This window comes from Pseudomonas sp. PvP009 (assembly GCF_017832995.1).
GTDB lineage: Bacteria > Pseudomonadota > Gammaproteobacteria > Pseudomonadales > Pseudomonadaceae > Aquipseudomonas > Aquipseudomonas syringae.
The window spans coordinates 3,907,617-3,933,665 of record NZ_JAFIBG010000001.1 but is presented as its reverse complement, the minus strand read 5'-3'; the positions used below and the strand labels follow the sequence as shown (position 1 = coordinate 3,933,665).

Sequence of the window (26,049 nt, the reverse complement as noted above, 5' to 3'; positions counted from 1 at the left end):
TATCCTCAGTGTTGGTTACGTTAGCTTCAAGCTTCAAGCTTCAAGCTTCAAGCTTCAAGCGAAAGCTCGGCGGTTGCGTCAGTCAAGCGCGCACAGCGCCGACGGTTCGATGTTCAGTGTTACACGCCTTCCGTCCGGGTGCAGGTCGTCGGCGCTGCGGTTCAGTACGTCGACCACAAGGTCTACGCCACGCGCCTGCACCCGGTAGCGGATGACGTTGCCGAGCAGACTGTGACTGCGTACTTCGCCTTCCAGTTCGCCCGTCAGGCTCAATTGGATCGACTCAGGGCGGATCGCCACGCGGCTGTTGATCGGGCGCTGCATCAGGCGAGTGGCGTCGTCGGCTTCCAGCAGGTTGTAGTTGCCGATGAAGCCTGCGGCGAAGACGTCCACAGGCGCGGTGTACAGTGTTTCGGCGTCACCGCTCTGCACGATCCGGCCCTGGTTCATCAGGAAGATACGGTCTGACATGGTCAGCGCTTCTTCCTGGTCGTGGGTCACGAAAATAGTGGTCAGGCTCAGCTCGCGTTGAATGGCGCGGATCTGTTCGCGCAGGTTCTTGCGAATCCGCGCATCCAGCGCTGACAGCGGCTCATCGAGCAGCAGTAGACGCGGGCGAGTGACCAGTGAGCGCGCCAGCGCCACGCGCTGGCATTGCCCGCCGGACAGTTGATGTGGGTAACGCGTGGCAAAATCGTGCAGCTCGACCATGCGCAGAATCTCGGCAACGCGCCTTGCGCTCTCGTCGGTACTGACTTTCTGAATGCGCAGCCCGAAGGCAACGTTTTGCTCGACGGTCATGTTGGGAAACAGCGCATAGCTCTGGAACACCATGCCGATGTTGCGCTTTTGCGGCGTGAGCGGCACAAGGTCGCTGCCATCGAGCAGAATGCGCCCGCTGTTGACCGGGGTCAGCCCGGCGATGCAGCGCAATAAGGTGGATTTGCCGCAGCCCGACGGGCCCAGCAAGGTAACGAATTCGCCCTTCGCGATGCTGCAGTTGATGTCGCTGAACACTGACGTGCTGGCATAGCTTTTCTGCAGGTTTTCAATGCTGACAAAACTCATCTCAGTCTTTGTCCTTGTTCAGTCGATTGGCGGCCCAGGTCAGCACCAGCACGAAGAAGAAATAGGAAATCACCAGCGCACTGTTGAAGTGACCGCTGCTGTTGCGCATGTTGTTGAGGTAGACCTGCAGGGTTTCATAACGCGTACCGACCAGCAGGTTGGCGAACACGAATTCACCGAACAGGAACGAGAACGACAGCAGCAGGGCAATCATCAGACCTTTGCGCAGGTTGGGCAGCACGACCATGAACGCCGCCTGCCAGGTGCTGGCGCCGAGCAACTGGGCGGCGTCCATCAGGTCTGTCAGGTTGATGGCCTGCAGGTTGTTGGTGATGGCGCGGTACATGAAGGGCAGGGCGACCGTGAAGTAACAGCCGATCAGAATCCACGGTGTGCCGACCATCGCCATGGGACCTGAGCCATACAGCTGTAGCAGGCCGACCGATGAGACCACAGGCGGCACGGCGAACGGCAGCAGGATGAGGATGTTCATCAGCCCGTCGAGGCGCGGAAAGTAGTAATGCACGACGAACAGCAGGGGCAGAATCAGCACCACCGAAAGAACCAGTGCGCCGATGCAGACCAGCAATGACTGGCCGAACGCCGTCAGAAAGCGTGGGTCGCTCCACAGCGCCACGTACCATTTGAAGGTCAGGCCGCTGGGCAGAATGGTCGCCGACCAACTGGTCGCGATCGAGTACAGGAAAGTGCCGGCCAGCGGCAGCAACAGGATCAGGAACAGCAGGTAGACCACCGTCTTGTGATAAAAGCTCGCAGGTCCTCGTTCAACGCGTGACATGGTAGCTCCTTCTCAACAACCACTGATGGACCACGGTGACCAGGGTCATGAGCCCCACCAGAATCATCGCCAGCGCGCTGGCCATGTTCGGATCCAGCGTGATATCGCCCGCGACCATCGCCGCGATACGGATGGGCAATACGTTGAAATTGCCGGTGGTCAGCGCGTAAACCGTGGCATACGCGCCTAGCGCATTGGCCAGCAAAATGACGAAAGTGCCGAGCAGCGCCGGGGTCAGCACCGGCAGGCCGATGTAGCGCCAGAACTGGTAGCTGCTGGCCCCCAGCAGCGCTGCCGACTCGTTCCAGTCTTCGCGGACGGCATCGAATGCGGGGTATAGCAGCAGCACGCCGAGGGGGATCTGGAAGTAGGTATAAAGGATGATCAGTCCGGTCTTGGAATACAGGTTGAAGTCATCGATGATCCCGGTCTGCTTGAGGATCAGGGTCAGCGCGCCGTTGAACCCCAGCAGGATGATGAACGCGAACGCCAGTGGAACGCCGGCGAAATTGCTGGTCATGTTGGCGAACGAGTTGACGAAATCGCGCAGCCGCGAATCCACCTTGCGCAGTGAATAGGCGCCCAGAACGGAGATGATGATGCCGAACAGGCTCGACCAGAAGCTGATCTCCAGGCTGTACTGAATGGCCTGCCGATAGAACTTCGAGCTGAACGCCCGGGTGAAGTTTTCCCAGCCCCAGCCGGCATCGCTTTGCAGGCTGTGGATCGCGACCCACAACAGCGGTGCGATCTGAAACACGATGAAAAATACGGCGAACGGCAGCAGGCATAACAGCCCCAGCCACTTGCCTCGGGAAAGAGTCGTCAATTGAGAATCTCCCGGCAGACCGGTTTGTCGTGAGGGATACCCAGCAGCTCGCAAACGGTGCCGCACAGATCGGTCTGGCGCGGCGCAGCGTCGACATTCAGGCTGAAGGCATCGCCGATGACGAACAGCGGTACTTCACGCTCTTCCGGCAACAGCCCGTTGTGCGAGCGGTCATTGTTCATGCCGTGGTCGGCCGTCACCAGCACTTGATAACCCGCGTCCAGCCAGCGTTGCAGGTAGTCAGCCAGAATGATGTCGGCGCTGCGGGCGCTGTTGCGGTATTGCGCAGTGTCGAGGCCGTGCTTGTGCCCGGCGTCGTCAATGTTCATGGGGTGGATCAGTAGAAAGTTCGGGGCGTGCCTGAGGCGCAGACTTTCGGCGTCGGCGAACAGGTGCGAATCAGGGTAGTGATCGGCCCAGTAGAACAGCCCGTGCTGAATCGGCAGATCCGCGGCCTCGGTGTGGCGATCGCGTGCCGGGTCGAACGGCGTGCGGTTGTACAGCTCGCTGACCCAATGATAGGCCGCCGCTGCCGTGCTCAGCCCGGCGTCGCGAGCATAGTGAAAGATGCTGCGCTGATTCGACAGGCGCGAGACGTTGTTATGCACGATGCCGCTGTCGATGGGCGCGACACCGGTCAGTATGCATTCGTAAAGGGGGCGGGAGAGGGCGGGCAGTTCGCATTCCATCTTGTAGAGCGCGGCCCGGCCTGCAGCGTGCCAGGCTTGAAGGTGGCCCATCGCATGGCGGGCGACTTCGTAATTGAGGCCGTCTAGCACGATCAGGATGACGTTGTGTTTCATGGGCGACTCGCTTTGAAAGAACGGGCGAGACTGGCTCGCCCGGTGTACACGACTTCATCCCTGAGCCGCAGGAGAGAATCAGTTCATCTCGATGATGACCTGCTCGTTCCACATCTGCGGCAGCGCTTTGGAGGTTTTCTCCCACGCGTCTGCTTTCTCGATCGGCTTGGCATTCTTGTACTGGTCTTGCGGCAGCAGTTTGGCTTGAACGTCCTCAGGCAGTTTGATGTGCTCTACGCGAATCGGGCGTGCATTGCCTTCTGCCAGCCTGATCTGACCCGCATCGCTGAAGGTGTACTCACGCGCCAGCTTGGCGGCGTTCGGGTGCTTGGCGTATTTGTTGATGATGGTGGTGTAGCCGGAAATCACCGAGCCGTCCGACGGGATCAGCACCACGTAATCATCGGGCTTGGTCATCTTGGCTTTGTAACTCAGGCCATTGAAGTCCCAGACCACACCGACTTCGATTTCGCCTTTCTCGATGGTCTGAATGGTCGGGTTGGCCAGTGACAGACGCTTCTGTTTGGCCAGATCGGTGAACAGTGCCAGGCCCGGTGCGATGTTGGTTTCATCCCCTTTCATGGCGATGGCGGCTGCCAGTACACCATTGGCAGCCTGAGCCGCAGTGCTCACGTCGCCGATAGAAACCTTGTATTTGCCGGTTTTCAGGTCAGCCCAGCTTTTCGGGATTTCAGAGCCGTGCAGCAGGTTTTTGTTGACGATGAAGGCGATGGTGCCGGTGTAGGCCAGCGCCCAGTGGCCGTCCTTGTCCTTGGCCCAGGTCGGGATTTGCTCCCAGGTGGTTGGCTTGTAAGGCTGGGTAACGCCTTTTGCTGTGGCGATAGGGCCGAACGCTGCGCCTACGTCGCCAATGTCACCGCTGGCGTTGTCTTTCTCGGCCTCGAACTTGGCGATCTCCTGGGCCGAACTCATGTCGGTGTCCATGTGCTTGAGGCCATATTTGGCTTCCAGGTCTTTCCAGATGCCGCCCCAGTTTGCCCAGTCATCCGGCATGCCGAGGCTGTTGACCGCGCCTTCAGCCTTGGCAGCAGCCTCCAGCGTTTTAAGATCTGTGTCCGCAGCCATGACCAGAGAACTCATTGCCATGGCTGAACCGAGGAGTGATGCCAACAAAAGATGTTTCATTCGGAGCTCCTAGTGCACTTCTTGAGAGAAGTGTTCGTTGCGGATTGTTTGGTCTAGATCAGCAATACCTGAGCCAAGTTAGGCGTTTTGCATGACATTTTCGTGTCGTGTTACGCGGACAAAACCGTTTTTCACGGGCTCCGGCAGTGCCTGGCGCTAAGCGTAGACCATCGCAACGTGCCCGCTGAGCAGGGGTTTCAGGGCTGTTTTCGGCACAGTTGGCATGGAACGTGATTTGTCCTGTAACAGGACAGTCATCTACCCGGCCTAGGCTCATCGCAAAGGAGCCAACGGCGTTGGCCGCACTGATGTACGCCTCGTAACAGGGCTGGTCTAGTCCAGATGGATACCGGAATGCGCGAAGATGTGCCACGGGCGGTAACAACGATTTGCCATGCGCTGCAGGAGCAGATCGAACATGGCCTGTTGCCGCATGGCAGCAAGTTGCCCGCAGAGCGCAAGCTCAGCGAGGTATTCGCCACCACCCGCATTACCTTGCGTGAAGCGCTGTTGCAGCTCGAGGCTCAGGGGCTGATCTATCGGGAAGAGCGGCGCGGCTGGTTCATCTCCCCGCCGCGACTGGCCTATGACCTGATCAGGCGCAGCCATTTCCACGCAATGGTCTGTGCTCAGGGACGGGTGCCGCACACCCAGCTTTTGTCAGCACGCCTGCAACCTGCTTCAGCGCTGATCTGCGAAATGCTGGAACTGCCGGCGCTGTCGAGCGTGATCCAGATCTGCCGTGCGCGTCGTATCGATAAGCGCTTGGTGCTCTACGTGGAGCATTACCTGAGACCGGAGTTGTTCCCCGGCATTCTCGAGCATGATCTGAACGAATCACTCACCGAGCTTTATGCTCGCAGTTATGACGTGCATTACGGGCAAGTGCGTTTCGACATGGTGCCGACCGCGTTGCATGCCGACGCGGCTGCCGCCCTGAAGGTTTCGCTTGGCAGCCCGGGCCTGCGCATTGCACGTGTCAATTATGATCGCAAAGATCGGTTGATCGACTGTGACCTCGAATACTGGCGTCATGATGCTATTCATGTGCGCGCCGAGGTGCATGGAGACTGAATGCCGGTGTGGCAAACCGGCTTTGTGGGCACTGACCTGCAACTCGTTAGTTGACTGTTTTTTATAAGTAAATACTCGTCTCGTTGATAAAAACTTGCGCAGTCCACCGCCTCTTTAATAGGTTTTTTATAAGGCCTGCGTTTGATTAACAAAAAAAATCAATGAGCGTTTTTCTATTGCTGCTGGCGACGCAGGGTTAAATTAGTTGGTTTTTTTTCATGAGATTTTCCAGAGTAATTATTCTAATTTTTAGCGAGCTGTAAGAAAAAATCTCAATCTTAATTAATACTTCTTAATAGGGTGTGGTAGGTTTTTAGTGTGGAAGGGGGTGCGCTGCTTAGTTGGTGTTATGTGCACCATCGTTCCACTTTAGGATTAAGGCTGACATGGCGGTTGTCCTGTAAAGCAATGCTTGATAAGTGCAGCTGCTTTTATTTAAAGGATCTATGAGGATGCTGTAATGAATCTCGACAAGGCGTTGGTGCTGCGTACCTGTGCAAATAACATGGCCGATCATTGCGGCCTTATATGGCCCGCTTCTGGCACGGTGGAATCCAAATACTGGCAGTCAACCAGGCGGCATGAGAATGGTCTGGTCGGTTTACTGTGGGGCGCTGGAACCAGCGCTTTTCTAAGCGTGCATGCCGATGCGCGATGGATTGTCTGTGAAGTCGCCGTTGCCGACATCATCAGTCTGGAAGAACCGGGAATGGTCAAGTTTCCGCGGGCCGAGGTGGTTCATGTCGGCGACAGGATCAGCGCGTCACACTTCATTTCGGCACGTCAGGCCGACCCTGCATCAACGCCGACGCCAATGGCCACGCCCACACCCACGCCCGCGGCAGCAAATGTCACGTTACCGGTGGCCGAACAGGCCAGTCATGAAGTGTTCGATGTGGCGTTGGTCAGCGCGGCTGCCCCCCCGGTAAATACCCTGCCGGTGACGACGCCGCAGAATTTGCAGACCGCCACTTACGGCAGCACGTTGAGCGGCGACAACCACAGTCGACTCATTGCCGGTTATGGCAGTAACGAGACTGCTGGCAACCACAGTGATCTGATTGCCGGTTATGGAAGTACGGGCACCGCCGGCTCCGACAGTTCGTTGGTAGCAGGCTATGGAAGCACCCAGACCGCCGGAGGGGACAGCGCGCTGACGGCGGGTTACGGCAGCACCCAGACCGCCCGCGAAGGCAGCAACCTGACGGCAGGGTATGGCAGTACGGGAACAGCTGGCTCGGATAGTTCGTTGATCGCCGGTTACGGCAGTACTCAGACTTCCGGAGAAGACAGCTCGCTCACAGCGGGTTACGGCAGCACGCAAACGGCTCAGGAAGGCAGCAACCTGACGGCCGGGTACGGCAGCACCGGCACGGCGGGCTCCGATAGCTCGCTGATCGCCGGTTATGGCAGTACACAGACCTCTGGAGGTGACAGCTCGCTGACGGCGGGTTACGGCAGCACGCAGACGGCCCAGGAAGGCAGTAACCTGACGGCCGGGTACGGCAGCACAGGCACGGCGGGCTCGGATAGTTCGTTGATCGCCGGTTACGGCAGTACTCAGACTTCCGGAGAAGACAGCTCGCTCACGGCGGGTTACGGCAGCACGCAAACGGCTCAGGAAGGCAGCAATCTCACCGCAGGGTATGGCAGTACCGGCACTGCGGGCTCGGATAGCTCGTTGATCGCCGGTTACGGCAGTACCCAAACTTCGGGCGGCGACAGTTCGCTGACCGCAGGCTACGGCAGCACGCAGACGGCTCAGGAAGGCAGCAACCTGACCTCCGGGTACGGCAGCACTGGTACCGCAGGTGCCGACAGCTCGTTGATCGCCGGCTATGGCAGCACGCAGACTTCGGGAAGCGACAGCGCCCTGACCGCAGGTTACGGCAGCACGCAAACTGCTCAGGAAGGCAGCAATCTCACTGCAGGGTATGGCAGCACCGGCACGGCAGGTTCCGACAGCTCGCTGATCGCCGGTCACGGCAGCACGCAAACCTCGGGCAGCGACAGTTCGCTCACGGCGGGTTACGGCAGTACGCAGACGGCCCAGGAGGGCAGCAATCTGACGGCGGGGTACGGCAGCACGAGTACAGCAGGTGTCGACAGCTCTCTGATCGCGGGATACGGCAGCACGCAGACCTCGGGAAGTGACAGTGCGCTGACAGCAGGTTACGGCAGTACACAGACGGCTCAGGAAGGCAGCAACCTGACTGCGGGCTACGGCAGCACTGGCACAGCAGGTGCCGACAGTTCGCTGATCGCGGGATACGGCAGCACGCAGACCTCGGGAAGTGACAGTGCGCTGACGGCAGGTTACGGCAGTACACAGACCGCCCAGGAGGGCAGCAACCTGACTGCGGGCTACGGCAGTACTGGAACGGCAGGTGCCGACAGTTCGCTGATCGCAGGATATGGCAGCACGCAGACATCAGGCAGCGAAAGTTCGCTCACCGCAGGCTATGGCAGTACCCAGACTGCCCGTGAAGGCAGCACCCTGACGGCCGGGTATGGCAGTACGGGAACAGCTGGCGCTGACAGCTCGTTGATCGCCGGTTATGGCAGCACACAAACCTCGGGCAGTGAAAGCTCGCTCACGGCAGGTTATGGCAGTACCCAGACCGCACAGCAGGGCAGCGTACTCACCTCAGGCTATGGCAGTACGCAAACGGCCGGGGCTGCCAGTAACCTCACCACCGGCTACGGAAGTACAGGCACCGCAGGGCATGAAAGCTTCATCATCGCGGGTTACGGGAGTACACAGACAGCGGGCCACAAAAGTATCCTGACCGCTGGTTATGGCAGTACCCAGACGGCCAGGGACGGTAGCGACCTGATTGCGGGCTATGGCAGTACCGGAACCGCAGGCTCAGGCAGTTCGCTGATCGCAGGTTATGGCAGCACCCAGACCGCGAGCTACAGAAGCATGCTGACCGCCGGCTATGGCAGTACCCAGACCGCCAGAGAACACAGTGACCTTGTCACAGGCTATGGCAGCACTTCGACGGCAGGGTCAAACAGTTCGCTGATCGCCGGCTACGGCAGCACTCAGACGGCGGGTTTCAAAAGCATACTGACCGCAGGTTATGGCAGTACACAGACAGCACAGGAGCGCAGCGACCTGGTCGCAGGCTACGGCAGCACGTCGACTGCGGGCTATTCCAGTTCCTTGATCGCCGGCTATGGCAGCACGCAGACGGCAGGCTACGGGAGCACCTTGACGACCGGTTATGGCAGTACGCAAACCGCTCAGGAAAACAGCTCGCTCACCACAGGTTACGGAAGTACCTCTACTGCGGGCTATTCCAGCTCGCTGATCGCGGGTTACGGCAGTACCCAGACGGCAGGCTACGAGAGCACGTTGACCGCCGGTTACGGCAGTACGCAAACCGCGCAGGAGCGCAGTGACCTGGTGACAGGTTATGGCAGTACTTCCACTGCTGGCTACGCGAGTTCGTTGATTGCGGGTTATGGCAGTACGCAGACTGCGGGGTACGAGAGCACCTTGACCGCCGGTTACGGCAGTACGCAAACCGCACAGGAAAACAGCTCGCTCACCACCGGCTACGGAAGTACTTCCACTGCCGGCTTTGCCAGCTCGCTGATCGCCGGTTATGGCAGTACGCAGACAGCCGGCTATAAAAGTACCCTTACGGCCGGTTACGGCAGTACTCAGACCGCAGAGTACGGAAGCTCGCTTACTGCGGGCTACGGCAGCACTGCAACGGCCGGGCAGGACAGTTCATTGATAGCCGGTTATGGCAGCTCCCTGACCAGCGGAATCAGGAGTTTTCTGACCGCAGGCTATGGCAGTACGCTGATCGCCGGACTTCGCAGCGTTTTGATCGCCGGCTATGGCAGTAGCCTTACATCGGGCATTCGCAGCACATTGACTGCGGGTTATGGCAGTAACCAGATTGCAAGTTATGGCAGCTCGTTGATTGCAGGCCATGAAAGCATTCAGGTCGCCGGAAATAAAAGCATGCTGATCGCCGGCAAGGGCAGCTCGCAGACAGCAGGTTTTCGCAGCACGCTGATTGCCGGTGCGGGCAGCGTACAACTGGCGGGTGATCGCAGCAGGTTGATTGCCGGTGCAGACAGTAATCAGACCGCGGGTGACCGCAGCAAACTACTGGCCGGTAATAACAGTTATCTGACTGCCGGCGATAGAAGCAAACTGACCGGCGGACATGACTGCACCTTGATGGCGGGAGACCAAAGCAGATTGACCGCTGGAAAGAACAGTATCTTGACGGCAGGCGCGCGTAGCAAGCTTATTGGCAGTGAAGGCTCGACGCTCTCGGCGGGAGAAGACTCCACGCTTATTTTCAGGCTCTGGGACGGGAAGAGGTACAGGCAATTGGTTGCCAGAACGGGTGAGAACGGTGTTGAAGCCGACATACCGTATTACGTGAACGAAGAGGACGATATTGTCGATAAACCCGACGAGGATGATGACTGGATAGAGGTCGAGTAGCCCGCGTTATTCCAGCACTCCACGACTGAATCATCGACAGGGTGCGTCGATGGAATTCGGGACATGAAGTCCCTTTATAAACTAACGACTTGTTGTTGCGTACCAGGTGGTTATGCCTGACGCAGGCAAACGCATCTTTTTTATCGTTGTGATTAGAGAAAGTTTTATTTCTTTCCATGGGCATTTTAGCGGGCGTCAACACCAACATGCGGGAGCAGCAGGCCGCTCCCACGTTATCGGTGATCGCCTCAGCCGTTATGGCAACTCGTGGCTGGCATAGAACGCGCTCAATACCTTGACCAGATGCGCCAGGTCATGGCTGCCGGCCAGTTCGCGAATCGAGTGCATGGCGAACGTCGGCAAGCCGATGTCTACCGTGCGAATACCCAGATGACTGGCAGTGATCGGTCCGATGGTCGAGCCGCAACCCATGTCACTGCGCACCACAAAGCTCTGCACCGGGACTTCTTCGGCCATGCACAGATGGCGGAAGAAACCGGCGGTTTCGCTGTTGGTGGCGTAACGCTGGTTGCTGTTGACCTTGATCACCGGCCCGGCGTTGAGCTTGGGACCATGATTGGCGTCGTGCTTGTCAGCGTAGTTGGGATGAATGCCGTGGGCGTTATCGGCTGAGATCAGCAGCGACTTCTGAATCGTGCGCACGTAGTCTTCGCTGCTTGGCAACAGGCGCTGGACGATCTGCTCGAGCATCGCACCGTCTGCGCCACAAGCGGAAGACGAGCCGACCTCTTCGTGATCGGTGCACACCAGCAGGGCGGTTTCGTCGCTCTCGGTGTTGAGCAGTGCCTGCATCCCGGCGAAACACGACAACAGGTTGTCCAGGCGTGCACCTGCCAGGAAGTCCCCGTTGAGGCCGACCACGGCGGCGCCCTGAGTGTCGTAGAAACTCAGCTCGTAATCGAGCACCACATCGGCATTGAGTCCGTGTTCGCGGGCCAGTTGGTCGGTCAGCAGCGCCCGGAAGTCCGCTCGCTCGTCACCGGCAACCTGCGCCAGAATGGGGGGCAGTTCGTTTTGCGCGTTGATCGCCCAGCCTTCGTTGGCCGTGCGGTTCAGGTGAATCGCCAGATTGGGAATCACGGCGATCGGCAGCTTGAAGTCGATCAGTTGGCTTTCCACCTTGCCATCACGGCGGAAAGTGACACGACCGGCCAGCGACAGATCACGATCGAACCAGGGAGCCAGCAAAGCGCCGCCGTAGACTTCGACGCCCAATTGCCAAAAACCCTGACGTTGCAGTTCCGGTTGCGGCTTGACCCGCAGGCACGGGCTGTCGGTGTGTGCGCCGACCATGCGGATGCCGCCAGTGAGTGGCGACTGACGACCCATCCGGAAAGCGACGATAGAAGAGTCATTACGGGTAACGAAGTAACGACCGCCGGTTTCTACCGCCCACGTGTCACGTTCGTCCAGCCGCTGAAAACCTGCGGCTTCGAAGTGTTGCACGAGTGTGGCAGTGGCGTGGAAGGGGGTAGGAGAGGCCTTCAGGAAATCAATGAGGCCTTTGTTCAACTCTGCGCGCATAAATAGCTCCAGACAACAATGGCGCGAGTTTACCGTATTGGATGATGTGCTGCCTTGGGTTGCGCTCATCGCGATACACAAGCCCGACGGGCTCTCGTGCCGACGCTCTATGTTGCATGCATTTCGTGACGCGGAGCATCTGCAAGATAGTCAGCGCATCATTCAGATCAGAACGGCGCAGCACACTCGAAGGTCATTCGCTCGCCAGTCCCAGGATGCGTGAAGCTCAGCATGCTGGCATGCAGACACAGACGCGGATAGGCCGCCAGCGCTTCCGGATGCGCGTACAGACCATCACCCAACAGCGGATGCCCGATCGACAGCATATGCACACGCAACTGATGCGAGCGGCCGGTGATCGGTGTGAGCTCGACACGACAGTGAGTATCATGCCGCTCGACAACCTTCCAGAACGTCAGCGCGTGCTTTCCACCCTCGTGATCCACCACATGCCGGGGCTTGGTAGGCGGGTCATAGCGCAATGGCAGATCGATACTGCCACTGTCCAGTGACGGTTGGCCCCAGCACAGCGCGGTGTAGGCTTTCTCGGTTTCGCGGTCATGAAACTGACGCGACAGCTCGCGATGCGTATCGGCATCACGGGCCAGCAGAATGATGCCCGAGGTTTCCCAGTCCAGGCGATGGACGATACGTGCTTCGGGGTAACCGTTTTCCTGCAGGCGGGTAATCAGGCAATCCTTGTTATCGTCGGCACGGCCGGGAACGGAAAGCAGCAGGGTAGGCTTATCGATCACCAGAACGGCGGCGTCCTGATGAATGATGCGGATGTTCGACAACGGCATGCAACGGCCTCGAAACGCTAGAAACGCCAACGGCGGCAAGGGCGCAGCTTCCATAGAAGTACGCCGATACCGCCGCGAGCGACTGCCTGATCAGCGATCGGGCAGGGTGATATTGAGTTCCAGAATCGAACAGCTGCCCTGGCTTTCCAGAGCGACCTGTACCTGGTCAGACTCGATATTGACGTATTTACGGATCACTTCCACCAGTTCTTTCTGCAGCGCAGGAAGGTAGTCCGGAGTACTGCGTTGGCCGCGTTCGTGAGCAACGATGATCTGTAGACGCTCTTTCGCTACCGAGGCCGTGCTTCCTTTTTTGCGGTCACGAAAGAAGTCAAAAATATTCATTAATTACCCCCGAACAGGCGTTCAAAGAATCCTTTCTTATGCACATCCAGAAACCGGTGCTCAAGTGTTTTGCCCAGCAGGCGGTCAACCGCATCGCTGTAGGCCTGACCCGCGTCGCTCTGGTCATCGAGAATGACCGGCACGCCCTGGTTGGAAGCTTTCAGTACAGCCTGGGATTCGGGAATCACGCCGAGCAGGGTAACGGCAAGGATTTCCTTGACGTCTTCCACGCCGAGCATTTCGCCCTTGCTGACGCGCTCTGGGTTGTAGCGGGTCAGCAGCAAGTGTTCCTTGATCGGGTCTTCGCCACGTTCGGCGCGACGCGATTTGCTGGCCAGCAGGCCCAGCATACGGTCGGAGTCACGTACCGACGAGACTTCAGGGTTGGTCACGACGATGGCTTCGTCGGCGAAGTACATGGCCAGGTGAGCACCGGTTTCGATACCGGCCGGCGAATCGCAGACGATGTATTCGAAGGATTCCTTCAGTTCCATGAGGACTTTTTCAACGCCCTCCTTGGTCAGCGCTTCCTTGTCGCGGGTCTGGCTGGCGGCCAGCACGAACAGGCCTTCGATCTTCTTGTCCTTGATCAGCGCCTGTTGCAGGTTGGCTTCGCCATTGACCACGTTGACGAAGTCATACACGACACGACGTTCGCAACCCATGATCAGGTCGAGGTTACGCAGGCCGACGTCGAAGTCGACGATGACTGTCTTGTGGCCGCGCAGTGCGAGACCGGTACCGATGGCGGCGCTGGTGGTGGTCTTGCCCACACCACCCTTGCCGGATGTAACAACGAGAATCTTGGCCAAGGTGTATCACCCCTAGAGGAAAAGGACATTGAGTCCCTGAAAGGCATCTCTTGGCGCCGCGTCCGCCGAAGCATTCTGGAAGTCCTGGGGTCTGATTCCGGAAAGCTAGCACTAAGCTATTACTTTCGACTCATATACCCGCTGAAAAGCAGTGCTTTCTAGAACTTCCTGCCGCCTTCACGACAATTTCGCGACGAATCAGAGATGCTTTGAAAATTGCGGCAGTATCCGTTAAAGACGAATGATGTTCAACACATCACCTGACAAGCTGATCTGGACCGGCGAGCCCCATAACGGGTCCCTGCGCAAGTCCTCGGACACCTTGTATTGCCCGGCAATCGAAATCAGCTCGGCACTCAACTGCTGACAGAAGATCCGTGCCTTGGTATCGCCCTTTATTCCCGCCAGTGCCCTGCCACGCATCGGGCCGTAGACATGGATGTTTCCATCAGCGAGAAGTTCCGCACCGGGACTGACCGGAGCGACTACCACCAGGTCGCCGCCCTGGGCGTATATCTGCTGACCGCCGCGTACTGGAGCGGTTATCACGCGGGTCGGCTTGATCAGGGGTTCGGGCGGTTTTTCCGGAATTTTTTTCGGTGCTTCGGCTTCAACCGGTTCGATCACGCGTTCACGTGCGCCGGACGGTGGCAGGACCGGGAGGTCGACGGCAATCGCCGCAGCAATGTCTTCGATACGGTTGGCGCGGATCGCCAGGGTTCGCAGGCCGTGCTGGCGACAGATACGCACCAGGCCCGGGAGGTCCACCGGACCCTCGTGCGGTGCGAGTTTGTCCAGAGCCAGGATCAACGGCGTATTGCTGAAGAAGTTGGGGGCTTGTGCAACCTTGGCCGCCAACTGCCTGTCGAGCGCTTCAAGGTTGGTTCGGGCCAGCTCCATCACGGTGATGGCGAGCATGCTGCCCTTGAGCTGAAATACAGGTTCCGGGTTTTGCGATTCAATCTGGCTCATGGTTGATATACACAACAGCTTGTCGCTAAAAGTGCCGAGACTTATAGCGAGAACGCCCGCGAGCCGCAAGCGGCTAGAACCGTTGTAGAATGCGCGGCCTTTGTTCTGACGGAACCCCAAATGGATCGCCCGCGCTTTAAAGCCAGTTTCCTTCACCCCCGTTTCTGGCCGCTATGGCTGGGACTGGGGCTATTGTGGCTGATTGTCCAATTGCCATTTCGCGTTCTGCTGGTCATCGGTCGGGCACTGGGCGCCATCATGTACCGTGTGGCCACTGATCGAAAAAAAATCGCGGCACGCAATCTGGAGCTGTGCTTCCCGCATTTGTCCGCGGCCGAGCGCAAGCGTCTGCTCAAGGAAAACTTCGCCTCCACCGGGATTGCCTTCTTCGAGATGGCCATGAGCTGGTGGTGGTCGAAAAAACGTCTGGCCAGGCTTGCCCACGTCGAAGGGCTCGAGCATTTGCAGAATGCCCAGGAAAAAGGCGAGGGCGTGATTCTGATGGCGCTGCATTTCACCACGCTGGAAATCGGCGCTGCGCTTTTGGGCCAGCAGCACACCATCGACGGCATGTATCGCGAACACAAGAACCCGTTGTTCGACTTCGTCCAGCGTCGCGGGCGTGAGCGCCATAACCTGGATTCGCTGGCTGTGGAGCGCGATGACGTGCGCGGCATGCTCAAGTTACTGCGTGCCGGCCGGGCGATCTGGTACGCGCCGGATCAGGACTATGGCGCCAAGCAGAGTATTTTTGTGCCGCTGTTCGGCATTCAGGCCGCAACGGTGACCGCCACCAGCAAGTTCGCCCGCCTGGGCCGTGCGCAGGTCGTGCCCTTCACTCAGCGGCGTCTGGCAGACGGCAGCGGTTACCGGCTGGTGATTCATCCGCCGCTGGACAACTTTCCGGGTGAGAGCGACGAAGCCGATTGCCTGCGCATCAATCAATGGGTAGAAAGGGCTGTCACTGAATGTCCGGAACAGTATCTTTGGGCCCATCGACGCTTTAAAAGTCGACCAGCCGGTGAACAGAAGCTATATGAGAAGCATAGATAAAAAGCGTCGTTGATCACCGAGGTCAGTCGTAGATGCAGGATCGCGCAGTAACGAGCAGTGCAGTAAGCGGTGTCGAGCCTGTAACCGGGCTGATTTTATCGGGTGGCGGGGCGCGTGCGGCCTATCAGGTCGGCGTACTGGCAGGCATTGCCGATCTGCTGCCTCCCGGTTCGCCCAATCCCTTTCCGGTCATCGTCGGTACGTCGGCTGGCGCGATCAATGCCGTCAAACTGGCCAGTGGCGCGCTGCATTTTCGAATCGCCATCCATCAATTGACCGAGTTCTGGCAGTCATTTCGCAGCCATCAGGTGCTGCGCAGCGACTGGTCCGGGGTGATTCATCAGGCCAGCCGTTTTTTCGGTCGCAGCCTGTTGGGTTTCGGGCGCAATATCCCGGTCGCCTTGCTCAACAGTTCGCCCCTGCGTGACCTGCTCAATGATCGTCTGGACCTGTCCGGAATCGAAGCGGCCATCGATGCTCATCATCTGCGTGCAGTGGCGGTGACGGCCTTCGGTTACGAATCGGGTCAGGCGGTCACGTTCTATCAGGGCCGCGGTACGATTGAACCCTGGCTGAGACATCGCCGCATCGGCCGTCCGACGCAACTGACCGTGGATCACTTGCTCGCCAGCTCAGCCATTCCCTTGCTGTTCGCCCCCGTGATGCTGGACGAGGAATACTTTGGCGACGGGGCCGTGCGCCAGTCGGCACCGATCAGCCCGGCGCTGCATCTGGGCGCCAATCGTGTGCTGGTGGTCGGCGTCAGCGGCAACCCGCGAGGCCTCAAGGCCGAAAGACCGGCACCCCGCGCGCCACGCGGCGCTCAGCCAAGCCTGGCGCAGATCAGCGGCCACATGCTCAACAGCACCTTCATCGACAATCTGGAAAGCGATATCGAACTGCTGGAACGCTTGAACACCGCCAGTGCGTTGCTGCCCGAGGATCAGGCCCGGCAGCCGGGCATGGAGCCGGTGGAAGTGCTGGTGATTTCGCCGAGCCGTCCGCTGGATGAAATCGCCGCCCGTCACCGCCGCGAGCTGCCCCCCGCGCTGCGCACTTTTCTGCGCGGGCCGGGTGCGACCAAGAGCAGCGGGGCCAGTGTGCTGAGCTATCTGCTGTTCGAGTCAGGTTATTGCAGCGAATTGATCGAACTGGGGCGTCACGATGCGATTGCTCAGGGTGCCGAACTTAAGCGCTTTTTGCGTCTGGATTAACGCGGCCAGACAGAGGCGGGGCCCCTGTCTGTTGATCGGCGGGCGCAGGGCCCAGTGACCGACGTCGTCACGCCGTCAGACGATCTTCCCGGAAGTCACGAATCGCCTGCTCGATCTCTTCCTTGGTGTTCATCACGAAGGGGCCGTATTGCACGATCGGCTCACGTAACGGCTTGCCTGCAATCAGTAACAGCCGCGCACCGGCGGCGCTGCTGATCTGCACTTCACCGCTGTCGGACAGGCGTGCCATTTGGCGTTTACCGATCGGCTGGGTGCTGCCTTCCAGCTCGACACTGCCTTCATAAACGTACAGCAGCACAAGGTGCCCTTCGGGTACGTGCGGGCTGATACAGCTGCCGGCAGGCATGTCAAAGTCAAAGTACAACGGCTCGGTGTCCGGGCGCTGTACCGCCCCGGCCTGGCGAACCTGGCCATCGTCGAAATGACCGGCCAATACCACCACCTGCACACCGGCCTGAGTGGTGACACTCGGAACGTTTTCCGGCTGGATGTCCTGGTAGCTGGCATCGCTCAGCTTGTTCTTGCCCGGCAGGTTCAGCCAAAGCTGAAAGCCGCGCATGGTGCCTTCTTCCTGTTCAGGCATTTCGCTGTGAATGATCCCGCGTGCCGCAGTCATCCACTGCACACCGCCGCCCTGCAGAAGGCCGACATTGCCCATATGGTCTTCGTGACGCATACGTCCCTCAAGCATGTAGGTCACCGTTTCGAAGCCCCGGTGCGGGTGAGGTGGAAAGCCGGCGATGTAGTCATCCGGCTTGTCCGACCCGAACTCGTCCAGCATCAGAAACGGATCGAACTGCTCCACGCCACGCCCGCCGAAGACACGCGTCAGTTTGACGCCCGCGCCATCGGACGCTGGTTGACCCGTTTGAATGGACAGGACTTTACGAAATTGAGTCATGGGAGAGAGGGCACTCCTTATCAGGTGATACGAAGTGTCATGGTATACCTGTTTATTCGATAAATTTATTCGAATGCCGGGATTTGATGATCGTTTAAGTCGATGGGTTACGCTGGATAGCGGATTGACGCGGTGTGACAGGCCACCTGCCCGGAATGACCTCCGGAGCAGGCTTGGAGCCAGGGATGCTCAGTGCTTGCTGCCCTGTGTCGACATGCTAAGTAGCTGTTTCTCCTGATTCCAGTCGAACGGTTCTTCGTTCTGCTCGGCTTCGTAACGGCGTTCTTCCAGCGCCTGATACAGCTCGATTTCATCATCCGGCATGAAATGCAGGCAGTCACCGGCGAAGAACCACAGCAGGTCGCGCGGTACCAGGTGCGCGATTTGCGGGTAGCGCTGGATGACCTGACAGAGGATGTCCTGACCCAGGTACTGGCTTTCGATGGGATCCTGCGGCAGCAGCTCGACCAGTTCGTCGAAACGCTCCATGAACAGCGCGTGGCTTTCTTCCGGAACCTGCTCGGCCTCGCCCAGCGCGACCAGAATGCTGCGCAGGTGTGCCAGCAGGCCAAGTTGGTGATCGAGAGTGGCATCGGCCATTGGGTAATCCTCAAATGCAAAAACAGGCGCGAGAGTATAAAGCTCTACGCGCCTGCTGTGTGGTGCGACCTGACTATCAGCGAATCTTGCCGGCTGCCAGGGTCAGTTCTTCCTTGTCGAAATCATCCACATCGATCACCTTGCGGCGCGCTGCCTCAGCGGTACGCAGGGTCTGCGCTTCGTCGGCCTGCAAAACACCGATGCGCAGCGCGGCGTCGATGACAGGCTCGCCAGCGTCCGGCTTGACCTGACCACTCTTGATTGCCACTTGCAGCTTCTTGTGCAGCGGATACGCAGCGCTGAGCAGATCGATGGCTTGTTGCAGCGCGCCGACCGGATCGTCTGCCGATTGCGGGCGATAGCAGCCTGCCAGCAGCTCTTCCAGCGTCGGATCGCCTTTGGCGCGGCCCAGTACCTGAGCAACTTCGGCATCCAGTCTGTCCGACGGCCCCTTGTGCCGGCGACCGAACGGGAACACTACGGCACGCAGCACCCCGCCCAGTATGCGGTTGGGGAAGTTGCTGAGGATCTCGTCCATCGCACGTTCCGAATGCCCCAGGCTTTCTTCCATGGCCCAACGGAACAATGGGCTCATGTGGTCCGGCGATCCGAGGTCGTGATAACGCTTGAGCGCCGCCGAGGCCAGGTACATATGGCTGAGCACGTCACCCAGGCGCGCCGACAGGCGTTCGCGGCGTTTCAGTTCGCCACCCAACAGCATCATGCTCAAGTCAGCGAGCATTGCGAACGCGGCTGCCTGACGGTTAAGCGCGCGGAAGTAGCCCTGGCTGAGGCCGTTGCCCGGCGCTCTTTCGAAATGACCGAAGCCCAGGTTGAGGATGAAGGTGCTGGCGGCATTGCTCACCGCAAAGCCGATGTGTTTGAGCAACAGGCTGTCAAACTCGATCAGCGCTTGCTGCTTGTCCTCACGCCCGGCCAGGGCCATTTCCTTGAGCACGAACGGATGGCAGCGAATCGCGCCCTGGCCGAAGATCATCAGGTTGCGCGAAAGGATGTTGGCGCCCTCGACAGTGATGAAGATCGGCGCACCTTGCCAGTTGCGACCCAGGTAATTGTTCGGGCCCATGATGATGCCCTTGCCGCCATGCACGTCCATGGCGTGACCGATACACTCGCGGCCACGCTCGGTCAGGTGGTACTTGAGAATCGCCGAGAGCACCGATGGCTTCTCGCCCAGGTCGACCGCATTGGCCGTCAGCATGCGCGCACTGTCCATCAGCCAGGCGTTGCCGCCGATACGCGCCAACGCTTCCTGGATGCCTTCGAATGCGGAGATAGGCACATTGAATTGCTCACGCACCTTCGCGTACTGGCCGGTGACCAGGCTGGTGTATTTCGCAGCGCCGGTGCCGACGGCCGGCAGCGAGATCGAACGCCCCACCGACAGGCAGTTCATCAGCATCATCCAGCCCTTGCCCAGCATCGGTTGACCACCGATCAGGTAGCTCAGCGGGATGAACACATCCTTGCCCGAGTTGGGGCCGTTCATGAACGCCGCGCCCAGAGGCAGGTGACGGCGGCCGATTTCCACGCCGGGCGTCTCGGTCGGAATCAGCGCGAGGCTGATGCCCAGATCTTCTTTTTCGCCGAGCAGGTGCTCAGGGTCGTGGGCCTTGAAGGCCAGGCCGAGCAGAGTGGCGACCGGGCCGAGGGTGATGTAGCGTTTTTCCCAGGTCAGGCGCAGGCCGATGACTTCTTCACCCTGCCACTGGCCTTTGCAGATGATCCCGGTGTCGGTCATCGCACCTGCATCGGAACCGGCCAGCGGACCGGTCAGCGCGAAGCAGGGAATGTCTTCACCGCGTGCCAGACGTGGCAGGTAATGATTGCGTTGCTCGTCGGTGCCGTAGTGCAGCAGTAGTTCAGCCGGGCCGAGGGAGTTGGGCACCATCACTGTGGAGGCCAGGTCGCCGCTGCGAGTGGCCAGCTTCATGGCTACCTGGGAGTGGGCGTAGGCGGAGAAGCCCTTGCCACCGAATTCCTTGGGGATGATCAGCGCGAAGAAACCGTGCGCTTTCATGTGCGCCCAGGCTTCAGGCGGCAGGTCCATGGCCTGGCCGATTTCCCAGTCGCTGACCATCGCGCAGAGTTCTTCGGTCGGCCCGTCGATAAAGGCCTGTTCCTCTTCGGTCAGCTGGACTTTCGGGTAGGCCAGCAGCTTGTCCCAGTCCGGGCGACCGCTGAACAGCTCGCCATCCCACCAGACCGTGCCGGCATCGATCGCATCACGCTCGGTTTGCGACATCGGCGGCAGGACTTTTTGAAACCAGCTGAACATCGGCGCAGTGAAATGCTTACGGCGCAGATCGGGCAGCATTACCGGTATGAACACTGCCAGCCAGAGCAACCAGAACACCGTCAGCAGCCATCCTGGCGCGTGACTGAAAATACCCATGGCCAGCAGGTAGACAGCTACCACGCCAAGCGCCGGGAGCGGGGCGGTTCGCCGATGAGCCAGCCAGGCAATGCCGACGACCAGCACAACAATCCACAACAACAGCATAAGTATTCCTCCGTGATGACCGCCGCCGTGGCAGCGTTCAAGAACTGGTCGCCAGGCAGTGGTGGGGCGACATCGATAGTGACCCCTGGTTGACGAGTAAGTTGCCGCCGCTTCGGGGTAGACTGTGAGCCTTTATTTATCAGCGACTGCGAGGGGAACGCAATGCTCAAGATCTGGGGGCGGAAGAATTCCAGCAATGTGCGCAAGGCACTCTGGATTGCCGAGGAAGTGGGCGTGCCCTACGAGACGCAGGACGCCGGTGGTGCATTCGGCCTGGTCAACGACGCGGCCTATCGCGCGAAAAACCCTAACGGCCGGATTCCGATGATCGAAGACGGCGACTTCGTGATGTGGGAGTCCAACGCCATCGTGCGCTATCTGGCCGCCCGCCATGCCCCCGATTCTGATTTATACCCCGCAGATCTGAAGGCCCGCGCCAATGCAGACAAGTGGATGGACTGGACCACCTCGACCATCGCCGCGCCGTTTAGCCCGGTGTTCTGGGGCGTAGTACGCACGCCGGCCGAGAAACAGGACTGGCCGGCCATCGAGCAAGGCATCAAGACGCTGCACAGCCTGCTGCTGGTGGCCGACGAGGCGCTGTCGCGACAGCCCTACCTGTCTGGCAATGCGTTCGGTATGGGCGATATTCCCTTGGGATGCTTCGCCTACGGCTGGTTTGAAATGCCGATTGAACGTCCGCCGCTGCCTCACCTCCAAGCCTGGTATGAGCGTCTCAAGATGCGCCCGGCTTATCGCAAGGCGGTCATGACCCCTTTGACCTGAGCATGTGATGTGAGCAGGAGAAAGGGCTGATCGGGTGCATGTCCGGTGCTCGATATTTACTATTAACAGATGTGTCTGTACTTGAACGGCGCAGCCGAGCACCATTGCGCGGCTGGGTCGTCACGGCAGGCGGCTGGTGACAGTCATCTTCAATTCCTTTTTCTGATGAGTACCTTTCCCGATATGTCTTCCGCTCTGTCCATTCGGCAGTTAACCAAAACCTACGGCAACGGTTTCCAGGCCTTGAATGGCATCGATCTGGACGTCGCCGAAGGTGATTTCTTCGCCTTGCTGGGCCCCAACGGCGCTGGCAAATCCACCACCATCGGCATCATCTCGACACTGGTCAACAAGACCAGCGGTACGGTGAACATCTTTGGCCACGACCTGGATCGCGAGCCTGCTGCGCTCAAGCGTTGCATCGGTGTCGTGCCGCAGGAGTTCAACTTCAACCAGTTCGAGAAGACCCTGGACATCGTCGTCACTCAGGCGGGCTACTACGGCATCCCGGCGAAAATCGCCAAGGAGCGAGCCGAGCAGTACCTGACGCAGCTGGGACTGTGGGAAAAGCGCGATGTGCCTTCACGTTCGCTGTCCGGCGGCATGAAGCGGCGTCTGATGATCGCCCGTGCGCTGATTCACGAGCCGCGCTTGCTGATCCTCGACGAACCCACCGCAGGCGTGGACATCGAGTTGCGCCGTTCGATGTGGACCTTTCTGACCGAGCTGAACAGCAAAGGCATCACCATCATCCTCACCACGCACTACCTGGAAGAAGCCGAACAGCTGTGCCGCAACATTGGCATCATTGACCACGGGGTGATCGTGCAGAACACCGGCATGAAGCAGCTGCTCAGCACGTTGACCGTCGAGACGTTCGTGCTCGATCTCAAGGCGTCTTGGCAGACCGCGCCACAATTGCCCGGTTTCCCTTGCCGCCTGCTCGACAGTCACACGCTGGAAGTGCAGGTCGACAAGAACGTCGGCATCACTGCGTTGTTCAGCCAATTGGCCTTCCAGAATATCGAAGTCTTGAGCCTGCGTAACAAATCCAATCGCCTTGAGGAGTTGTTTGTGTCCCTGGTGGAAAAAAACCTCGCGAAGGTGGCGGTATGACCGTACCCAACGGCGAGTTGCGCCCCAACCTGATTGCCCTGAAAACCATCGTCTACCGTGAAGTGCACCGCTTCATGCGGATCTGGCCGCAGACCCTGCTGCCGCCAGCCATCACCATGGTTCTGTACTTCGTCATCTTCGGTAACCTGATCGGTCGCCAGATCGGTGACATGGGCGGCTTTACCTACATGCAGTACATCGTGCCGGGCCTGATCATGATGTCGGTGATCACCAACTCCTACGGCAACGTGGTGTCGAGCTTCTTCGGTGCCAAGTTTCAGCACTCCATCGAAGAGCTGATGGTGTCGCCAGTCTCGCCGCACACCATTCTGGTCGGGTACACCCTGGGCGGTGTGTTGCGTGGGCTGATGGTCGGTTTCATCGTCACCATGCTGTCGATGTTTTTCACCGACCTGCAAGTGCACCACTTGGGCGTGACCATCATCGTGGTCGTGCTGACGGCGACGATCTTCTCGTTGCTGGGCTTCATCAACGCAGTGTTTGCGCGCAACTTCGATGATATCTCGATCATTCCGACCTTCGTCCTGACCCCGCTGACCTACCTGGGCGGCGTGTTCTACTCGATCAACCTGTTGCCGCCGTTCTGGCAGACCGTGTCGCTGGCCAACCCGGTCCTCCACATGGTCAATGCCTTCCGTTACGGCATTCTGGGCGTCTCCGACATCAAGATCAGCATCGCCCTGGCGTTCATGATCGTGGCGACCATCGTGCTGTATATCGGCTGCGCCAGGTTGCTGGTGAGCGGTCGCGGTATGCGTCAGTAACACATTGGCTTCGACCCGCCAGGCTGGCGGGTCGAGCGTTGGCCGGGACCGGCCGTTCAGATTCTGCAACACACCACCTCTTCCGACATTTCCCCAGTGCGCTGATTCTTGAGGCTTTCCGCTGCAAGGAACCGTCATGCGCACAGGGATGATCGCGCTCGCGCTCGGGCTGCTTGCCCTGCGTTTTCTACCGGCGCTGCCGCCGACCTGGCTATTGCTGCTGATGCCGACACTGGCGTTGATGCTGCTGCCGTTCCGTACCTATCCACTGGCGTTGTTCCTGCTCGGTTTCACCTGGGCCTGCGTGTCGGCGCAGTGGGCGCTGAGTGACCGGTTGGCGCCGCGTCTCGATGGTCAGACGCTGTGGGTACAGGGCAAGGTGGTCGGTTTGCCGAGTGTCGCCGAAGGTGTGGTGCGTTTCGAGCTGGAAGGCGCCTGGTCACGACGTGCCAAGCTGCCCGCGCGAATCCGGGTGGCCTGGTATGGCGGCCAGCCCGTTAACAGCGGGGAGCGCTGGCGCATGGCGGTCAAACTCAAGCGGCCGGCCGGGCTGGTCAATCCCGATGCTTTTGACTATGAGACCTGGCTGCTGGCGCAGCGCATCGGTGCGACCGGCACGGTGGTGGATGGTCAGCTATTGGCACCCGCGCGTGCCGCCTGGCGCGATGCCCTTCGTCAGCGCCTGCTGGCGGTCGATGCGCAGGGCCGGGAGGGCGGTCTGGCAGCGCTGGTGCTGGGCGATGGCTCAGGGCTATCGAGCACCGACTGGCAGGTGTTGCAGGATACCGGCACTGTGCATCTGCTGGTCATTTCCGGCCAGCACATCGGTTTGCTGGCCGGGGTGATTTACGCTTTGGTCGCAGGCTTGGCGCGCTGGGGGCTGTGGCCACGCTCTTTGCCCTGGCTGCCGTGGGCGTGTGCGCTGGCGTTCAGCGCTGCACTGGGCTACGGACTGCTGGCCGGTTTCGAGGTGCCAGTCCGGCGCGCCTGTGTGATGGTCGCGATGGTGCTGCTGTGGCGCTTGCGTTTTCGCCATCTGGGCGTGGTCTGGCCCTTGTTGCTGTCCTTCAACGCGGTGCTGATCTTCGAGCCGCTGGTGACGCTGCAGCCCGGTTTCTGGCTGTCCTTCGCGGCGGTCGGCATTCTGATCCTGATTTTCAGTGGGCGTCTCGGCGCCTGGCGCTGGTGGCAAAGCTGGACACGGGCGCAATGGCTGATCGCCGTTGGCTTGTTGCCGATTCTGCTGGCACTGAACCTGCCGATCAGCCTCAGTGGGCCGTTTGCCAACCTGCTTGCCGTGCCTTGGGTCAGCGTGATCGTCCTGCCTCCGGCATTGCTCGGAACGCTGTTGCTGCCAGTCCCTGTAGTCGGGGAAGGTCTGCTATGGCTGGCGGGCGGGGCGCTGCAGTGGCTGTTCGTGTTCCTCGACGCGGTGGCTGCAGCATTGCCGGCCTGGCTGCCCAGTACGGTGCCGGTCTGGGCATGGTGGTTGAGTCTGCTCGGGGCCTTGCTCTTGTTACTGCCCAAGGGCGTGCCCATGCGTCCGCTGGGCTGGCCGTTGCTGTTGCTGTGCGTTTTTCCGCCGCTCGAATCAGTGCCTGAAGGCCAGGTAGACGTCTTGCAACTGGATGTGGGGCAGGGCCTGGCGATTCTCCTGCGCACTCGCAATCACACACTTCTGTATGACGCAGGTCCGCGTTTCGGTGAGTTCGATATCGGTGAGCGCGTGGTCGTGCCCGCCATGCGCAAGGCAGGCGTCCGCCATCTTGACCTGATGTTGATCAGCCATTCCGACGCAGACCATGCCGGCGGTGCAGCAGCGGTTCATCAGGCTTTTCCGGTAAGCCGGGTGCTGGGTGGCGAGCTGGCCAGACTTGCGCCGCAACTCGACGCCCGATTGTGCGAGAGCGGTGCGCGCTGGGAGTGGGATGGCGTGGTTTTTTCCACGTGGCGCTGGGAGCAGGGGCCTGACGGCAACCCCGCCTCCTGCATCCTCAGCGTCGACGCCGGGGGCGAGCGTCTGCTGCTGGCGGGCGATATCGACGTGAGCGCCGAGCGCGCGGCAATCGACAGCGGGTTCGACCTGCGTGCCCACTGGTTGCAGTCGCCGCATCACGGCAGCCGGACCTCATCGTCCAAAGCGTTTCTTCGCGCCGTCGCACCGGTCGGCGTGCTGATTTCCCGTGGTCGCAACAATGCGTTCGGTCACCCACACCCGTTGGTCATGGCGCGCTATCGAGGCTTGGGCATCGCCAGTTACGACAGTGCCGAGCTGGGCGCTGTGCGTCTGCAACTGGGTACGTTCGGAGCGCCGCAGGCCGAGCGTGCGCAACGGCGCTTCTGGCGTGATTGAGTGAATGGATATCGATCTCGGCG

Annotated in this window: 21 protein-coding genes; 8 read left to right on the top strand and 13 right to left on the bottom strand. The window is 59.7% G+C overall.

Annotation, left to right across the window (positions count from 1 at the left end):
• Positions 1-78: 78 nt before the first annotated feature.
• The 5 genes from JOE29_RS16635 to JOE29_RS16615 form a co-directional block, all read right to left on the bottom strand.
• Positions 79-1,068 (bottom strand): ABC transporter ATP-binding protein, encoded by a 990-nt coding sequence (locus JOE29_RS16635; protein WP_058444067.1) that lies wholly within the window; start codon positions 1,066-1,068, stop codon positions 79-81.
• Position 1,069: 1 nt separating this feature from the next.
• Complete coding sequence (locus tag JOE29_RS16630; RefSeq protein ID WP_198711775.1) at positions 1,070-1,867, bottom strand: ABC transporter permease; 798 nt, start codon at positions 1,865-1,867, stop codon at positions 1,070-1,072.
• The gene (locus JOE29_RS16625) at positions 1,854-2,696 is read right to left on the bottom strand and encodes an ABC transporter permease subunit (RefSeq protein ID WP_024692267.1); all 843 of its coding nucleotides are present in this window, start codon (positions 2,694-2,696) and stop codon (positions 1,854-1,856) included. Before JOE29_RS16625 ends, JOE29_RS16630 begins: the two co-directional genes overlap by 14 nt.
• Complete coding sequence (locus JOE29_RS16620; RefSeq protein ID WP_024665717.1) at positions 2,693-3,499, bottom strand: alkaline phosphatase family protein; 807 nt, start codon at positions 3,497-3,499, stop codon at positions 2,693-2,695. The genes JOE29_RS16625 and JOE29_RS16620 overlap by 4 nt, the downstream gene beginning before the upstream one ends.
• A gap of 78 nt (positions 3,500-3,577) precedes the next feature.
• Positions 3,578-4,645: an ABC transporter substrate-binding protein gene (locus JOE29_RS16615; RefSeq protein ID WP_003317446.1), complete on the bottom strand. Its 1,068-nt coding sequence runs from the start codon at positions 4,643-4,645 to the stop codon at positions 3,578-3,580.
• Between the two features lie 354 nt (positions 4,646-4,999).
• Here JOE29_RS16615 and JOE29_RS16610 point away from each other — a divergent pair, with 354 nt between their 5' ends.
• Both JOE29_RS16610 and JOE29_RS16605 read left to right on the top strand, forming a co-directional pair.
• On the top strand, positions 5,000-5,719 hold the full coding sequence (locus JOE29_RS16610) for a UTRA domain-containing protein (RefSeq protein ID WP_058444070.1): 720 nt from the start codon (positions 5,000-5,002) through the stop codon (positions 5,717-5,719).
• A gap of 460 nt (positions 5,720-6,179) precedes the next feature.
• Complete coding sequence (locus JOE29_RS16605) at positions 6,180-10,196, top strand: Ice nucleation protein (protein WP_210079713.1); 4,017 nt, start codon at positions 6,180-6,182, stop codon at positions 10,194-10,196.
• A gap of 255 nt (positions 10,197-10,451) precedes the next feature.
• Here the strand turns inward: JOE29_RS16605 and JOE29_RS16600 are convergent, their stop codons facing one another.
• The 5 genes from JOE29_RS16600 to minC form a co-directional block, all read right to left on the bottom strand.
• Positions 10,452-11,741 carry a M18 family aminopeptidase gene (locus tag JOE29_RS16600; RefSeq protein ID WP_003368366.1) on the bottom strand — a complete coding sequence of 430 codons (1,290 nt, stop codon included), beginning with the start codon at positions 11,739-11,741 and terminating at the stop codon, positions 10,452-10,454.
• Between the two features lie 167 nt (positions 11,742-11,908).
• Positions 11,909-12,544, bottom strand: coding sequence for an RluA family pseudouridine synthase (locus tag JOE29_RS16595; RefSeq protein WP_003317452.1), 636 nt, complete (start codon positions 12,542-12,544; stop codon positions 11,909-11,911).
• 90 nt (positions 12,545-12,634) lie between these two features.
• Positions 12,635-12,889, bottom strand: a complete 255-nt coding sequence (gene minE, locus JOE29_RS16590; RefSeq protein WP_003317453.1) for a cell division topological specificity factor MinE — start codon at positions 12,887-12,889, stop codon at positions 12,635-12,637.
• Positions 12,889-13,701, bottom strand: coding sequence for a septum site-determining protein MinD (gene minD, locus JOE29_RS16585; RefSeq protein WP_003317454.1), 813 nt, complete (start codon positions 13,699-13,701; stop codon positions 12,889-12,891). The genes minE and minD overlap by 1 nt, the downstream gene beginning before the upstream one ends.
• Before the next feature lie 231 nt (positions 13,702-13,932).
• Positions 13,933-14,673: a septum site-determining protein MinC gene (minC, locus tag JOE29_RS16580; protein ID WP_003421295.1), complete on the bottom strand. Its 741-nt coding sequence runs from the start codon at positions 14,671-14,673 to the stop codon at positions 13,933-13,935.
• Positions 14,674-14,793: 120 nt separating this feature from the next.
• On the opposite strand from minC, the gene JOE29_RS16575 reads away from it, so the two are divergent.
• Positions 14,794-15,726, top strand: a complete 933-nt coding sequence (locus tag JOE29_RS16575; protein WP_074952269.1) for a lipid A biosynthesis lauroyl acyltransferase — start codon at positions 14,794-14,796, stop codon at positions 15,724-15,726.
• 32 nt (positions 15,727-15,758) lie between these two features.
• Positions 15,759-16,940 carry a patatin-like phospholipase family protein gene (locus JOE29_RS16570; protein ID WP_003421307.1) on the top strand — a complete coding sequence of 394 codons (1,182 nt, stop codon included), beginning with the start codon at positions 15,759-15,761 and terminating at the stop codon, positions 16,938-16,940.
• A gap of 67 nt (positions 16,941-17,007) precedes the next feature.
• Here JOE29_RS16570 and JOE29_RS16565 read toward each other — a convergent pair whose 3' ends face one another.
• The 3 genes from JOE29_RS16565 to JOE29_RS16555 form a co-directional block, all read right to left on the bottom strand.
• Entirely contained in the window at positions 17,008-17,862 is an 855-nt protein-coding gene (locus tag JOE29_RS16565; RefSeq protein WP_024959119.1) for a pirin family protein, read from the bottom strand.
• Positions 17,863-18,051: 189 nt separating this feature from the next.
• Positions 18,052-18,462, bottom strand: coding sequence for a PA2817 family protein (locus JOE29_RS16560; RefSeq protein ID WP_003317460.1), 411 nt, complete (start codon positions 18,460-18,462; stop codon positions 18,052-18,054).
• Positions 18,463-18,538: 76 nt separating this feature from the next.
• A complete protein-coding gene (locus JOE29_RS16555; protein WP_003415665.1) occupies positions 18,539-20,986 on the bottom strand; it encodes an acyl-CoA dehydrogenase in 2,448 nt (815 codons plus the stop codon).
• A gap of 162 nt (positions 20,987-21,148) precedes the next feature.
• On the opposite strand from JOE29_RS16555, the gene JOE29_RS16550 reads away from it, so the two are divergent.
• The 4 genes from JOE29_RS16550 to JOE29_RS16535 all read left to right on the top strand — a co-directional run bounded on the left by JOE29_RS16550 (position 21,149) and on the right by JOE29_RS16535 (position 26,026).
• Positions 21,149-21,772, top strand: coding sequence for a glutathione S-transferase (locus tag JOE29_RS16550; protein WP_058444083.1), 624 nt, complete (start codon positions 21,149-21,151; stop codon positions 21,770-21,772).
• A 183-nt stretch (positions 21,773-21,955) separates the two neighbouring features.
• A complete protein-coding gene (locus JOE29_RS16545; RefSeq protein ID WP_003317464.1) occupies positions 21,956-22,888 on the top strand; it encodes an ABC transporter ATP-binding protein in 933 nt (310 codons plus the stop codon).
• Positions 22,885-23,673, top strand: coding sequence for an ABC transporter permease (locus JOE29_RS16540; RefSeq protein WP_010405533.1), 789 nt, complete (start codon positions 22,885-22,887; stop codon positions 23,671-23,673). The genes JOE29_RS16545 and JOE29_RS16540 overlap by 4 nt, the downstream gene beginning before the upstream one ends.
• A gap of 136 nt (positions 23,674-23,809) precedes the next feature.
• Positions 23,810-26,026, top strand: a complete 2,217-nt coding sequence (locus tag JOE29_RS16535; RefSeq protein WP_210079712.1) for a DNA internalization-related competence protein ComEC/Rec2 — start codon at positions 23,810-23,812, stop codon at positions 26,024-26,026.
• Positions 26,027-26,049 lie beyond the last annotated feature (23 nt).